The 13,712-nt window shown below is 74.3% G+C and carries 7 protein-coding genes; 4 read left to right on the top strand and 3 right to left on the bottom strand.

The window, feature by feature from the left end:
- Nucleotides 1-7 precede the first annotated feature (7 nt).
- Both rsmD and recG read right to left on the bottom strand, forming a co-directional pair.
- A complete protein-coding gene (rsmD, locus tag OG440_RS10375; protein ID WP_406006560.1) occupies nt 8-592 on the bottom strand; it encodes a 16S rRNA (guanine(966)-N(2))-methyltransferase RsmD in 585 nt (194 codons plus the stop codon).
- A gap of 171 nt (nt 593-763) precedes the next feature.
- On the bottom strand, nt 764-2,998 hold the full coding sequence (recG, locus tag OG440_RS10380) for an ATP-dependent DNA helicase RecG (protein WP_406006561.1): 2,235 nt from the start codon (nt 2,996-2,998) through the stop codon (nt 764-766).
- 167 nt (nt 2,999-3,165) lie between these two features.
- Between recG and OG440_RS10385 the strand changes: the two genes are divergently transcribed.
- Together OG440_RS10385 and OG440_RS10390 are read left to right on the top strand one after the other, a co-directional pair.
- On the top strand, nt 3,166-5,022 hold the full coding sequence (locus tag OG440_RS10385; protein WP_406006562.1) for an HSP90 family protein: 1,857 nt from the start codon (nt 3,166-3,168) through the stop codon (nt 5,020-5,022).
- Complete coding sequence (locus OG440_RS10390; protein ID WP_406006563.1) at nt 5,022-8,009, top strand: tetratricopeptide repeat protein; 2,988 nt, start codon at nt 5,022-5,024, stop codon at nt 8,007-8,009. Before OG440_RS10385 ends, OG440_RS10390 begins: the two co-directional genes overlap by 1 nt.
- 146 nt (nt 8,010-8,155) lie before the next feature.
- Here the strand turns inward: OG440_RS10390 and OG440_RS10395 are convergent, their stop codons facing one another.
- Nucleotides 8,156-9,874 carry a DAK2 domain-containing protein gene (locus OG440_RS10395; protein ID WP_406006564.1) on the bottom strand — a complete coding sequence of 573 codons (1,719 nt, stop codon included), beginning with the start codon at nt 9,872-9,874 and terminating at the stop codon, nt 8,156-8,158.
- Nucleotides 9,875-10,149: 275 nt separating this feature from the next.
- On the opposite strand from OG440_RS10395, the gene rpmB reads away from it, so the two are divergent.
- Nucleotides 10,150-10,335 (top strand): 50S ribosomal protein L28, encoded by a 186-nt coding sequence (rpmB, locus tag OG440_RS10400; protein ID WP_328678677.1) that lies wholly within the window; start codon nt 10,150-10,152, stop codon nt 10,333-10,335.
- A gap of 253 nt (nt 10,336-10,588) precedes the next feature.
- Nucleotides 10,589-13,672 carry an ATP-binding protein gene (locus tag OG440_RS10405; RefSeq protein ID WP_406006565.1) on the top strand — a complete coding sequence of 1,028 codons (3,084 nt, stop codon included), beginning with the start codon at nt 10,589-10,591 and terminating at the stop codon, nt 13,670-13,672.
- Nucleotides 13,673-13,712: the final 40 nt, after the last annotated feature.

The following is a 13,712-nucleotide window of genomic DNA, read 5'->3' on the forward strand; positions in this document are numbered from 1 at the left end:
AGTCCGGTCATCGTGCGTCTTCGCACGTAGAGGCGGCGCGACCGTACCAAAACGTTCCCTCGCCGTAGCGACGGGCCCTCAGTGCCTCGAAGCCGTCGGGCCAGGGGAACTCCCCGCCTCTGGTGCTGCGCTCCACGGTGACGAGGGCATCGGCCGCGAGCCAGCCCCCTGAGCGGAGTGTGAGCAGAATCTCCCGAAGATCGTCGTTCGAGACGGCGTACGGAGGGTCGAGGAAGACGAGGTCGTACGGGTCCGCCGCCGGTGTCTGGACGATCTGCCGGGCCTTGCCGGCCCTGACCTCGGCGCCGGGCAGGCCGAGGGACTTCACGTTCTCCCGGATCGTGCGGGCGGCCCGCGCGTCGGCTTCGACGAGGAGGGTGTGGCTCGCGCCCCGGGACAGGGCCTCCAGGCCCACTGCGCCGGAGCCCGCGTACAGGTCGAGGACGCGCTCGCCGCCGAGGGGGCCGCCCAGCAGTGACTCCCAGGTGGAGAAGAGTCCCTCGCGTGCGCGGTCGGAGGTGGGGCGGGTGCCGGTCCCTGGCGGGACCGCCAGGCGACGTCCACCGGCTGCGCCGGCGATCACGCGGGTCATCTCGGGGTCCTTGTTCGGGGGCGGGTACCCCTCCAGTCTGGCAGGCGAAGGGATGCGGGCGCTCCGTGCCGGGAGGCGCTTCCCGGGAAGCGGCTTCACGGAAGGGGCGTCCCGCGAAGGGGCCTCTTGGCTTCTCGCCGCCCCGGCCGCCCGCGTCCGGGGCGGCCGTGCTCAGCCCTTGTCCAGGTACTGCTCCCGTTCTTCGTCCAGGAGGGCGTCCAGCGCGGTGCGCAGGCCGGGCAGGGTCTCCAGTTCCGGGTCGGCGGCGACCAGCCGGGTCGCCTCCTCGCGTGCCTCCGCGATGACCTGCTCGTCCTCGATGACGGCGAGTACGCGCAGACTGCTGCGGGCGCCGGACTGGGCCTGGCCCAGGACATCGCCCTCACGACGCTGTTCGAGGTCGATCCGGGAGAGCTCGAAGCCGTCGAGGGTGGCGGCGACGGAGTCGAGTCGGCGGCGGGCCGCGCTCGCCTCCGGCATCTCGGAGACCAGGAGGCACAGACCGGGCGCCGAGCCCCGGCCGACGCGACCGCGCAGCTGGTGCAGCTGGGAGACGCCGAAACGGTCGGCGTCCATGATCACCATCGCGGTGGCGTTCGGGACGTTCACCCCGACCTCGATGACGGTCGTGGCGACCAGGACGTCGGTGTCGCCCGCGGCGAAGCGGCGCATGACGGCGTCCTTGTCGTCGGCGGGCATGCGGCCGTGCAGGACTTCCACCCCGAGGCCCTGCAAAGGGCCCTTGGCAAGCCGGTCGGCGACGTCCAGGACGGCGAGCGGCGGCCGCTTCTCGGCCTCGTCCTCGGGGGACTTCTTCTTGGCCCTGCCGGCCTTCTTCGCGTCGGCCGACTCCTCCACGTCGTCGCCGATGCGCGGACAGACGACGTACGCCTGGTGGCCGTTGCCGACCTCCTCGCGGACCCGCTCCCAGGCGCGGGCCAGGAAGTGCGGTTTGTCGGCGGCCGGGACGACATGGCTGGCGATGGGCGAGCGGCCCGCCGGGAGCTGGTCGAGGACGGAGGTCTCCAGGTCGCCGAAGACGGTCATGGCGACCGTGCGCGGGATGGGTGTGGCCGTCATGACGAGCAGGTGCGGCGGTTGTCTGCCCTTGCCGCGCAGGGCGTCGCGCTGCTCCACGCCGAAGCGGTGCTGTTCGTCGACCACCACGAGGCCGAGGTCGTGAAACTTGACCTTGTCCTCGATCAGCGCGTGCGTGCCGATCACGATGCCGGCCTCTCCGGTGACGATGTCCAGCAGCGCCTGCCTGCGGGCCGCCGTGCCCATGGACCCGGTCAGCACCACGACCTTGGTGGCCCGCTCGGACCCGCCCAGCATCCCGCCTTCGGCCAGCTCGCCCATCATCTCGACGACGGAGCGGTGGTGCTGCTGGGCGAGGACCTCGGTGGGGGCGAGCATGGCGGCCTGGCCGCCCGCGTCGACCACGGCGAGCATGGCCCGCAGCGCGACCAGGGTCTTGCCCGAACCGACCTCGCCCTGGAGCAGCCGGTGCATCGGATGGTCCGTCGCCAGGTCGTCGAAGATCTCCTTGGAGACCTTCTGCTGGCCCTCGGTGAGGGTGAAGGGCAGACGGGCGTCGAAGGAGGTCAGCAGGCCGTCGGCGGCGGGCACGCGGGGTACGGCCGGGAGTTGGCCGTCGGCGTGGCGGCGGCGGGCGAGGGCGACCTGGAGGACGAACGCCTCGTCCCACTTCAGGCGGGCGCGGGCGTCGGCGATGTCCGCCTTGGTGTGCGGGCGGTGGATCTTCAGGAGGGCTTCGGGGAGGGAGACCAGGCCACGGCCGTCCCGCAGCGCGTCCGGGAGGGGGTCGAGCGCCTCCTGCGCGGCGGGCAGGACGGTCTGGATCGCCTTGCCGATCTTCCAGGACTCCAGTTTCGCGGTGGCGGGGTAGAGCGGGATGAGGGCCCCGGCCCAGGTCTCGACCGATTCGTCGGTGTCGGCCCGCAGCAGTTCGTAGGCCGGATGGTTCAGCTGGAGACGGCGGTTGAAGACCGAGACCTTGCCGGAGAACATCGCGCGCGTGCCCGGCAGCAGGTCCTTGTGGGGCTTGTGGACGCCGCTTCCGAAGAAGACCAGCTGGAGCCGCCCGCTGCCGTCGGTGATCGTCACTTCGAGGCGCTGGCCCTTGCCCCGGGGGGCCTTGGCCGAGGCGAAGCTGTGCAGACGGGCGTCGGCGACCTGGGCGACCACGGTGACGTGCTCGTCCATGGGGAGGTCAGCGAGGTGGGTGAGCTGGCCGCGCTCCTCGTATCTGCGGGGGTAGTGGTGCAGGAGGTCGCCGACGGTGTGCAGGCCGAGGTGCTCGGCCATCACCTTCGCGGTGGCGGGGCCGAGCACTGACTTCAGTGGCTGTTCCAGTGGTTCTTTCAGTGCGGGCACGAGATCCATTGCACACCACGCCACTGACATTGCCGTAGAGGTGTCCCGAAACCCCTGGTCAGGCGGCTCGTTCGGGCCCTAGGATGGCGCGCTCCGGCCATCATCCGCGGTCACCGCCCCACCGGGACCGCCCGACCCCGCGCCGTGCTCCTCCCCCAGCCCGCGGCGCTGCAGCGATGGACTCCCAGACCTCACCGTCATCCCAGGCATCCGAGCCCCCTCACACGTTTCAGGTCGACCTGCGTGGTCTGGTGGACCTGCTCTCCCATCACCTCTACTCCAGTCCCAAGGTCTACCTGCGCGAGCTGCTCCAGAACGCCGTGGACGCGATCACCGCCCGGCGGGCCGAGCAGCCCGACGCCCCGGCGCGGGTGCGGCTGTTCGCCGCGGACGGCCGGTTGCGGGTGGAGGACTCCGGCGTCGGGCTCACCGAGGCCGACGTGCACAGCCTGCTGGCGACGATCGGGCGCAGTTCCAAGCGTGCCGAGGGGCTCCAGGACGTCCGTTCGGACTTCCTCGGGCAGTTCGGCATCGGGCTGCTGGCCTGTTTCGTGGTGGCCGAGCGGATCCGCGTGGTGAGCCGCAGCGCCCGTACGCCGGACGCGCCACCGGTGGAGTGGACGGCGCGCGACGACGGCTCCTACACCGTGCGGACGCTGCCCCACGAGGAGCGCCCCGAGCCGGGCACCACCGTGCATCTGGTGGCGCGGGCCGGCGCGGGCGAGTGGCTCACCGCACCGCGGGTGCTGGCGCTGGCGCGGGACTTCGGGTCCCTGCTGCCGTACGACGTCCGCGTGGGCGACGAGGCGGTCACCGATCTGCCGGCGCCCTGGGACCGGTCCTACGCCTCCCCCGCCAACCGGCGGGTGGCGCTGGCCCGGCACTGTCACGAGCTGTTCGGGTTCACGCCGCTGGACGCGGTCGAGCTGGACCTGCCGGTGGCGGGGGTGCGGGGGGTGGCGTACGTGCTGCCGTCGGCGGTCAGTCCGGCGCAGCGCGCCGGTCACCGGGTGCACCTCAAGGGGATGCTGCTGACCGAGCGGGGCGAACAGCTGCTGCCCGACTGGGCGTTCTTCGTGCGCTGTGTCCTGGACACCGACAGTCTGCGGCCGACGGCCTCGCGGGAGGCGCTGTACGAGGACGAGACGCTGGCCGCGGTGCGCGAGGCGCTGGGGGAACGGATCCGGTCGTGGCTGACGGGGCTGGCCGCCGGTGATCCGAAGCGGCTGGCGGCCTTCCTGGAGGTACATCACCTGGGCGTGAAGTCGCTGGCGCGGCACGACGAGGAGATGCTGCGCACGATGCTGCCGTGGCTGCCCTTCGAGACGACCGACGGGCGGCTGTCGCTGGAGGAGTTCGCGCAGCGGCACCCGGTGGTGCACTTCACGCGGACCGTGGAGGAGTTCCGGCAGGTCGCGCCGATCGCGTCCGCGCAGGGCATCGGGGTGATCAACGGCGGTTACACGTACGACAGCGAGCTGGTCGAGGCGCTGCCGTCGGTGCGGCCGGGGACGGTGGTCGCCGAGCTGGACGCGGACACGGTGACCGCCCATCTGGACGCCGTCGCCCCGGCCGACGAGGCGGCGCTCGCGGGCTTCCTGACGACCGCGCGCGCGACGCTCGACCCGCTGGGCTGTGACGTCGTCCTGCGGTCCTTCCATCCGTTGTCGGTGCCCGCGCTCCACCTCGACGACCGGGGGGTCCGGCACGAGCAGGCCCGCGCGCAGGCCGAGGCGCAGGCCGACGACCTGTGGGCGGGCATTCTGGGCTCGCTGCGCGGGAGCGCCCCGCGCGCGCGGCTGGTGCTCAATCATCTCAACCCGCTGATACGGCGGATCAGTTCGTTGAACGATCCCGAGCTGATCAGCACCGCCACGGAATCGCTGTACGGGCAGGCGCTGCTGATGGCGCAGCGCCCGCTGCGGCCCGCGGACTCGGCGCTGCTGAACCGGGCGTTCATAGGCCTCCTGGAATGGGCCACGCACGGGGAGTCGGCACCCGGGGAGCCGACAGAGGAACAGGGCGGTCACTGATGGGTGAGATCACGGACTTCGACTCCCTCCGCCGGGCGATGGCGGAGAACGGCGAGCAGCCGGAGGGCCCGGCCCGCAACGCGCGCGCGGAGCAGCTGTTGCTGGAGGCCGAGAGGCTCGATATCCCGCTCGCCGTGATCGAGGCGCTCGGGCACCAGCTGAAGGTCTACAACTACAGCTCCGAGAAGGCGAAGATGTTCGTCCCCTTCGCGCGGCTGCTGCGCATGTGGGACGAGCGGCCCGAGGACTTCGACGAGTACGAGACGCACTCGCTGCACTGGGTCTTCAAGTGGGTGTCGGCCGGCATGCTCGACCAGCCGCACGTGCCGCTGGCGTCGGTGGAGAAGTGGCTCGGCGAGATGGAACACCGCTACCGGCTCGCCGGGCACTCCGCGCGGGCGGTGCGCAGCGCCGAGTTCAGCGTGGCCGCGCACGTGGGCGACCTGGAGCGGGCGGAGCGGGCGTTCGGCGCGTGGTTGGCCGCGGACCGGGACACCATGGCCGACTGTCACGCGTGCGAGCTGCACGGGCAGGGCTGGTGGCGGGCGGAGCGGGGCCGGGACGCGGAGGCGCTCGCCCTGTGGGCGCCGGTCCTGGAGGGCGAGTACACGTGCGCGCACGAACCGCACACCGTGCTCGCCTCGTCCCTGGTGCCGCTGCTGCGGCTCGACCGCCTGGAGGAGGCCCGCGCCCACCATCTGCGGGGTTTCCGGCTGGTGCGGTCCATGGAGAGCATGCGGGGCGCCTACGCCGACCATGTCGAGTTCTGCGCGCTGACCGGCAACGAGGCGCGGGGCCTGGAGCTGCTCGCGGAGCGGCCGGCGTACTTCACGGACGAGGGGCATCCGCACAGCAGGCTGGAGTTCCTGAGCGTGGTGGTGCTGCTCATGGAGCGTCTGTCCGAGCTGGGTCTCGCCGGTCAGCGGGTGCCCGGGCCGCCCGGGCGGGAGTGGACGGCCGGGGAACTGGCGGAGCACGCGCGCGCGCAGGCCCTCGCGCTGGCCGCGCGTTTCGACGAGCGCAACGGCACGTCCTACGTCGGCGAGCGGGCACGCGCGCGTATGGCACAACAGCCCCTGGTGGAGCGGCTGCCGCTGGGAGTGCGGGCGGCTCGCCCCGCCTCCGCCGCGCCGGCGCCCGGGGTCACGGACCGGGCTGCGGCTCAGGAGGCCGTCGAGCCGGACCTGACGGTCCTGGTCGCCGAGGCCCGGCGCCTGTCCGACACGCTCCAGCCGCTTGCCGTCGAGGCGTGGGCACGGGTGGCACGGCTGGCCGAGGAGGCGGAGGGCGTCGAGCTGGAGGCGCGTGACCGCGCGGAGATCGCCGACCACGAGGCGATAGGTCTCGGCCCGGCGGGCGCCGACACGTTCGAGCGCGCCGCCGAGCTGTACGCGCGGGCGGGCGACCCCGGCGAGGCCCTGGCCGCACGCGCGCGTGCGGCGTACGTCCGTGCCCTGGGTGGCGAGATCGACGAGGCCCTGGCGGCGGTCGCCGACCCGTACGACCGGGTGCTCGCGCTGTACGCCGAGGGCGGCACGGGGGTGCCGCAGGCGGCGGGCGTGCTGATGGGTCGGGCGCGGATCCTGATGCGGCGCGTCCACGAGGCCGAGGGGGAGGTGGTCGACGAGGCGATCCTGGCGGCGGCGGAAGCGGCGGTACGGGAGCTGCTGGCGCTCGTCGACGGGCGGACGGGGAACGACGTACGGCTCGCCGCCCGGGTCGCCGAGGGGCACGCGATGCTCGCGGAGCTGGCGACGCACTCCGGGAACCCGGAGGCCGGCGCCGAGCTGTTCGCGCGGGCCGCGGCGGAGTTCCTGGAGACGGGCCTGCCGTGGTTCGCCGTGGAGTACGAGGCCCGGCTGGCCGGTCTCGCCCATCAGCTGGGCGACATGGGGGAGGCGGAGCGGGCCCTGCGGGCGGCCCTGGAGCACGGCGGACCGTATCTGGAGGCCGTCGGACGGGCCCAGCTGTACCTCCAGCTCGCCGAGGTCGTCGGGGGCCGGGGGGAGGCCGAGGAGGCCGCGGAGCACGCCCTGGAGGCGGCGCACTGGGCGGACGAGGCGGGCGCGGGCCCCACGCTGGGCGCGTGGGCGCGGCACCAGCTCGGCGGGTTCCTGGTGCGGCAGGGCCGTTGGGCCGAGGCGGCGGAGGTGCTGGAGTCCGCGCTGGCGGAGCTGACCGTCGAGACGCACGGGGACGGCGCGGTCGTCCAGACGCAGTGGTGGCTGGGTGACTGTCTGAGCGAGCTCGGGGAACACCGGGACGCCGCCGAACGCCGGCTCCAGGCGGCCGAGACCGCCCGGCACTGGCCCGAGCAGCACGACCACGCGACCCTCGCCCACCTGGCCGCCGAGTCGCTCGGCCAGGCCGGTCTGCGCACCGAGGCGGACCAGGCCTACACGCGCGCGGGCGAACTGTGGCGGGACCTCGGCAACGTCCACGGGCTCGTCCGTTCGCTGCGCGCCCGCGCGTGGCTGGCCCTGCGCACCGAGGACGGGACCGACGCGGCACGCGAGCTGATGGCGAGTGCCGTGGCGGAGTGCGCGGACGCGTTCGGCTCGGCGGACGACGACGAGGCCCGGCTGCGGCTCGTCTCCGAACTCGGTCACACCCACCGCCAGTTCGGGGACCTGCTGGCCCGGTCCGCCGCCGAGGACGCGGACGACGACTCGATCCGGGCCGCCCTGGACGAGGCGCTCTCCCAGATGGCCGAGGCCGTCACGGTGTTCGCCGCCCTGGGCGAGGGCGCCGTGCACGCCCGGACCGGCGCGGAACTGGCCGCGGGCTGGCTGGAGACCGACCTGGGACGCCCCGCGGCGGCGGCGACACGCGCGCGTGCGGTCCTGCGGGCTTACGCCGATGCCGGGGACGACGCGTCGGCCGCCGATACCGGCGGCGGCGAGGAGGGCGAGGACGAGACCGCGCGGGCGCGGCGGGCCGAGGCGGAGCAGTTGTTGCAGGCGGCGGAGGAACAGAAGGACCGTTGACGGTCCTCGGGGACGAAGAACCCGGCCCCTGACCCGGGTCCGGGTCCGGACCGAGAGGATCGTTGAACGACCCCTCGGCCCCCGGCTCCCCGACCGCTCGCCCCTCGCCCCCGCTCCTGGACCCCTCGCCCTCCGCCCCCTCGCCCCTACTCCACCCCGATCAGTACCAACGCCTCCTGCCGGCCCCCGCGATACACCACCGTGTCCACGGCGAGATACGTCTCCCGCACCCGTGCCTCCAGGTGCTCGGCGACACCCTCGGGGGCCTCGTCGCCGAGCACCAGGGTGACGAGTTCGCCGCCCGCCGCCAGCATGCGGTTCAGGACGGTCTCGGCGGCGGCCGTGACATCGGAGGCGATGACGGCCACGTCGCCGTCGATCAGCCCGAGGACGTCACCGGCCTGGCAGATGCCGGCCATGGTCCACGACTGGCGCTCGGCGACGGTGACCTCGGCGTAGCGGGTGGCGCCCGCCGCCGAGGTCATGGAGACGACGTCCTCGTCGAAGCGGCGGTCCGGCTCGTGCACGGCCAACGCCGCGATCCCCTGGACCGCGGACCGGGTGGGGATCAGCGCCACCCGGATGCCCTCGGTGCGGGCCTGCTCGGCGGCCGCGGCGGCGGTGTGCCGCAGATCGGCGTCATTGGGCAGCAGCACGACCTCACGCGCGTGTGCCCGTCGTACGGCCTCGACGAGCTCTCCGCTTGCGGGCGGCTCCCCGGAGCGTGCCAGCACGGTGGTCGCGCCCGCCTCGGTGTACAGCCCGGCCAGGCCCTCGCCGGGCACCACGGCGACGATCGCCCGCTGGACGCGCTCACGCGGCGGGCGCTCGCCCCCGCGCGTGTGCGCGTCGTCGGCGCCGAAGTGGGTGATGCGGATCCGGTGGGGCCGGCCCGCCTCGACGCCCGCCTCCACGGCGGCGCCCGCGTCGTCCACGTGCACGTGCACGTTCCACAGACCGTCGCCGCCGACCACGACCAGCGAGTCGCCCAGGGCGTCCAGCCGCGCCCGCAGCCGCGCCACGGCCGTGTCCTCGGCCTCCAGCAGATAGATCACCTCGAAAGCGGGGCCGCCTGCGCCGTCCGCTCCGGCGCCGGCGTCGGCCCGGTCCGCCACCCGCACGGCTTCCACGCGCCCGTGGGCCGCGGCTGCGGCGGCGGCCGCCGCGGACACGGCACCGGAGAGCCCCGGCACCTCCCCCGTGAACGTCTCCACCAGCGCGGCGAGGACCGCGACCAGCCCCCGCCCGCCCGCGTCCACCACTCCGGCGTGCTCCAGGACGGCCAGCTGCCCCGGGGTCGCGGCGAGCGCCACGCAGGCCCCCCGGTAGGCGGCCCGGGCGACCGTCCCGCAGTCCCCCTCGGCTCCCTCCGCCGCGTCGGCGGCGGCCGAGGCGACCGACAGCACGGTGCCCTCGACGGGGTGGGCGACGGCCTGGCGGGCGGAGTCGGCCGCGTGCCGGAGGGCCAGCCGCAGCCCATTGCCGTCGGTGTGCGGGGTCTCGCCCTCGGCGGTGAGCACCTGGGCCATGCCGCGCAGCAGCTGCGCGAGGATCGTCCCCGAATTCCCGCGGGCCCCGATGAGCGCGCCGTGCGCCATCGCGCGCGCGGCGTCGGCGAGGGAGGGCTTCCCGGCGGGCGCGGAGCCGGCGCCGGAACCGGCCTCGTACCCGGCGAAGACCGCCTCGACGGCGGTCGCCGCGGACTCGACGGTCAGGTAGAGGTTGGTGCCGGTGTCCCCGTCCGCGACCGGGTAGACGTTGATCGCGTCGATCTCCTCGCGGGCCCGGCCCAGCGCGGTGAGCGCCAGGCCGCACCAGGTGCGCACCGCGAGAGCATCGAAGAATGTCTGCGGCACCTGCGCCACCTGCGCCTCCTTGAGCTGCTGGACTGCACGCAGCGTAGACCCCGGGCCGGTGTCCGCAGGAAAGCGGGCCGGGCGGGAGCGGGGGGCCGACCGGGGCCGGGGGCAGGGCCCTGAGCAGCCATGGTAGTTTCGTTGCACCGGCGCAGTCGTTGTATGCTGCTCCGGTTGCCCGATCCGCATCGGGCCATCCCCCTGGCAGCGCCACTCAGATCCTAGATCCTGATCCCGGCATGCCGGGATCATCCGTAAGTGCATCTGAAGTCTTGGAGTGACCCGTGGCTGCCAACTGCGACGTCTGTGGCAAGGGGCCGAGCTTCGGCAACAACATCTCGCACTCGCACCGCCGTACGTCCCGTCGCTGGAACCCGAACATCCAGCGCGTCCGTACCGTGGTGAGCGGGACGCCGAAGCGCGTGAACGCTTGCACCTCGTGCATCAAGGCCGGCAAGGTCTCGCGCTGACGCATATCCCCCCACTCTCGACTTCGCTCGAGCCGGGGGGACCCCCAACGCGCGCGGCCACTGCTGGTTCGCTGCATAGAGCCGGTCCACCTGGGTGGACCGGCTTTCTGCTGTCCCCACGACCCGGTATCCGGGACCCCTGCTCCCAGAGGTCCCGGTACCCACGAACCGCGCACCCGACGTCGCGGAATTCGGGAGCGTGATGTCCAAGATCGCCGTGTCCGGGGTCCCGGCGCCTGCCAGACTCCGGTGAATGCGCTTCGGCATCCTGGGCCCCCTCGATCTCCGCACCGACGACGGCGTTCCCGTGGAACCCGGCGGCCCCCGCCCCCGCGCCCTGCTCAGCCTGCTGGCGCTGGAGGCCGGCCGTAGCGTCTCCGTGCAGCGCCTGACCGACGGCCTGTACGGCGCCGAGCCGCCCGCCGGGGCGGGCAACGCGCTCCAGTCCCAGGTCTCCCGACTGCGCCGCCGGCTGGCCCCGCACGCGGAGATCGAGGCCACTCCCGTCGGTTACCGGCTGGCCGCCCCGCCCGACGCCGTCGACCTGCACCGCTTCGAGCGGCTGACCGAGCAGGGGCGGGCCGCCCTCGCCGCCGGAGACGATCCCCGGGCGGCCACCCTGCTGCGCGAGGCCCTCGCCCTCTGGCGCGGCCCGGCCCTGTCCGACCTCCCCGACGCGCACGCCGAACGGGCCCGGCTCGACGAACTGCGGCTGAGCGTCGCGCAGGACCGCGTCGAAGCGGATCTGCGGCTCGGCGGCGGGCCCGACCTGGTGCCCGAGCTGCGGGGCCTGCTGACCGCGCACCCGCTGAGCGAACGGCTGTACGGGCAGCTGATGAGAGCCCTGCACGCGAGTGGGCGGCCCGCCGAGGCGCTCACGGTGTTCGAGGAGGCCCGGCGTGCCCTCGCCGACGAGCTGGGCGCCGACCCGTCGCCCGAGCTGACCGCGCTCCACCTGGAGCTCCTGCGTGGCGGCGGCTCCGGGCGGCCCGCCGTACCCGTGCAGCTCACCCGCTTCATCGGCCGCGAGCGCGAACTGGCCCGTATCGCCGAGGCGCTGTCCGAGGCGCGGCTCGTCACGCTCACCGGGCCGGGCGGCGCCGGCAAGACCCGGCTGGCGATCGAGGCGGCACGCGCGCGTACCGAGGCGCGGCCCCGCCCCTCCCCCTCCGGGACCCGCGAGGACGTGTGTTTCGTCGAGCTCGCGCCGCTCGCCGACGGGACGCGGATCCCGTACGCCGTGCTCACGGCCCTCGGGGTGCGTGAAGGGTTCCGTACGCCCGCGGGGGACGGCGCGGACCGTCTTTCGGCGGTGCTGGAGGACCGGGAGCTGCTCCTGGTGCTGGACAACTGCGAGCACCTGGTCGAGGACGCGGCCCGGCTGACGGCCCTGCTGCTCGCGTCCTGCCGCGGGGTGCGGGTGCTGGCGACCAGCCGGGAGTCGCTCGGGATCACCGGCGAGACGCTCGTCCCGGTGCCGCCGCTGCCACCGGACCCCGCGGTGCGGCTGTTCCTGGACCGCGCGCGTGCCGTGCGGCCCGGTTTCGAGGGCCACGCGCGTGTGCCCGGCGTCTGCGCGGCCCTCGACGGGCTGCCGCTGGCGATCGAGCTGGCGGCCGCACGGCTGCGCACGCTCACCCCGGACGAGCTGGCCGACCGCCTGGACGACCAGTTCCGGCTGCTGTCCCGCGGTGACCGTTCCAAGGTGCCCCGGCACCGCACCCTGCGCGCCGTCGTCGAGTGGAGCTGGGATCTGCTGGACGAGGAGGAGCAGGAACTGGCCCACCGCTTCACGGTGTTCTCCGGGGGTGCCACGCTGGACGCGGTGGAGACGGTGTGCGGGCTGCCGTATCCGGAGGACCTGCTGGCCTCGCTGGTGGAGAAGTCCTTCCTGGAGGTGACCGAGAGCCCGACGGCGGCCGAGGGCCGGTACCGCATGCTGGAGACGATCCGGGTGTTCGCCGCGGAGGGCCGCACCGGTGAGCAGGCCCTGCGGGACGCGCACGCCCGGTACTTCCTGCGGCTGGCCGAGCGCGCGGAACCGTATCTGCGTGGCCGGGACCAGCTCCCCTGGCTGGCCCGGCTGGACGCCGAGCACGACAACCTGGACGCGGCCATGGGCTTCCTGACCGCCACCGATCCCCCCGCCGCCCTGCGGCTCATGGCGTCGCTCACCTGGTTCCGGCGGCTGCGTGGGCTGTACGGCGAGCAGTTGCCGCAGGCCCGCGCGCTGCTGACGGCCATCGGCGACGAGCCGCCCGGCGAGCTCGCCGAGGAGTACGCCCTCTGCCTGATGAACACCGTCGCCGGGCGCGGCGACGATCCCGGCGAGGCGGCACGCGTCGCGCGCGCGGTGGCCGTGATGCGGTCCCTCGACCGGCCGCTGCGGCTGCCGTTCACCGTCATCGTGTGGTCGCTCACCGGCGGCCCCCTGCTCGCCACGGACGAACACGTCCGCGTCCAGGTCGGTGAGGAGCCGTGGGGGCACGCGCTGTTCGACCTCGGCCTGGCCTACCAGGAGCTCTTCTCGGGCCGCGCGGCCGCCGCGGAGGCCTCCTTCGCCCGTTCGCTGGAGGGCTTCCGGATCACCGGCGACCGCTGGGGCATGGCGAACTGCCTCGACCCGCTGGCCCGGTCCGCCGACGGGCGTGGCGCGTACCCGCGCGCGCTGGAACTGCTCGACGAGGGGCTGGCGTACGTACGGGAACTGGAAGCCCCTGAGGAGATCGCGGACCTGCTGCGCTCCCGCGCGGTCGTGCTGCTGCACGCGGGTGACACCGAGGAGGCGGCCGCGCACTTCACCCGCTCCGCGGCGCTGGCCCGCACGGCGGGTGTGCCCGACAAGGTGGCCGGCGCGCGGCGGGGCCTCGGGGACGTGGCCCGGCTGTCCGGCGACACCGCACGCGCGCGCGTGCACTACGAGAGCGGCCTGGAGCTGTGCACCGCCACCTGGTTCAGCACCAGCGAGACGGTACGGCTCCTCGTCGGGCTGGGACGCACGGCCGCGGCGGAGGCGCAGGTCGAGGCGGCCCGCGAGTGGTTCGAGCAGGCCCGTGCCCCGGCGCTGGAGTCGTTCGACGTCCTGGCGCTGGCCGATCTGGCCGACGCCCTGGCCTCCGTCGCGCCGCGGCCCGAACGCGCGGCCGAGCTCCTGGGCGCCGCCGCGGGCCTGCGGGGCACGGCCCTCCTCGGCGACCCCGATGTCGTCCGCACGGTGACCGAGGTCCGCGCCCGGCTGTCCCCGCAGGCGTACGCCACGGCGTTCGAGCACGGCCACGAGCGAAGATCGGCCGCGGTCGCCGACCCGCAGGGGGCGGTAGGCGACCCGCAGCCGTAGGGGACTGAGGGTGGGCGGTAGGCGGTCGGTAGGGAGACGG

The organism is Streptomyces sp. NBC_00637 (genome assembly GCF_045161545.1).
In the GTDB taxonomy this organism is placed as follows: domain Bacteria; phylum Actinomycetota; class Actinomycetes; order Streptomycetales; family Streptomycetaceae; genus Streptomyces.

What these genes read in the sequence shown, in the direction of transcription:
- rsmD (WP_406006560.1), bottom strand. Translation starts at nt 592, where the DNA reads ATGACCCGCGTGATCGCCGGCGCAGCCGGTGGACGTCGCCTGGCGGTC.
- recG (WP_406006561.1), bottom strand. Translation starts at nt 2,998, where the DNA reads ATGGATCTCGTGCCCGCACTGAAAGAACCACTGGAACAGCCACTGAAG.
- OG440_RS10385 (WP_406006562.1), top strand. Translation starts at nt 3,166, where the DNA reads ATGGACTCCCAGACCTCACCGTCATCCCAGGCATCCGAGCCCCCTCAC.
- OG440_RS10390 (WP_406006563.1), top strand. Translation starts at nt 5,022, where the DNA reads ATGGGTGAGATCACGGACTTCGACTCCCTCCGCCGGGCGATGGCGGAG.
- OG440_RS10405 (WP_406006565.1), top strand. Translation starts at nt 10,589, where the DNA reads ATGCGCTTCGGCATCCTGGGCCCCCTCGATCTCCGCACCGACGACGGC.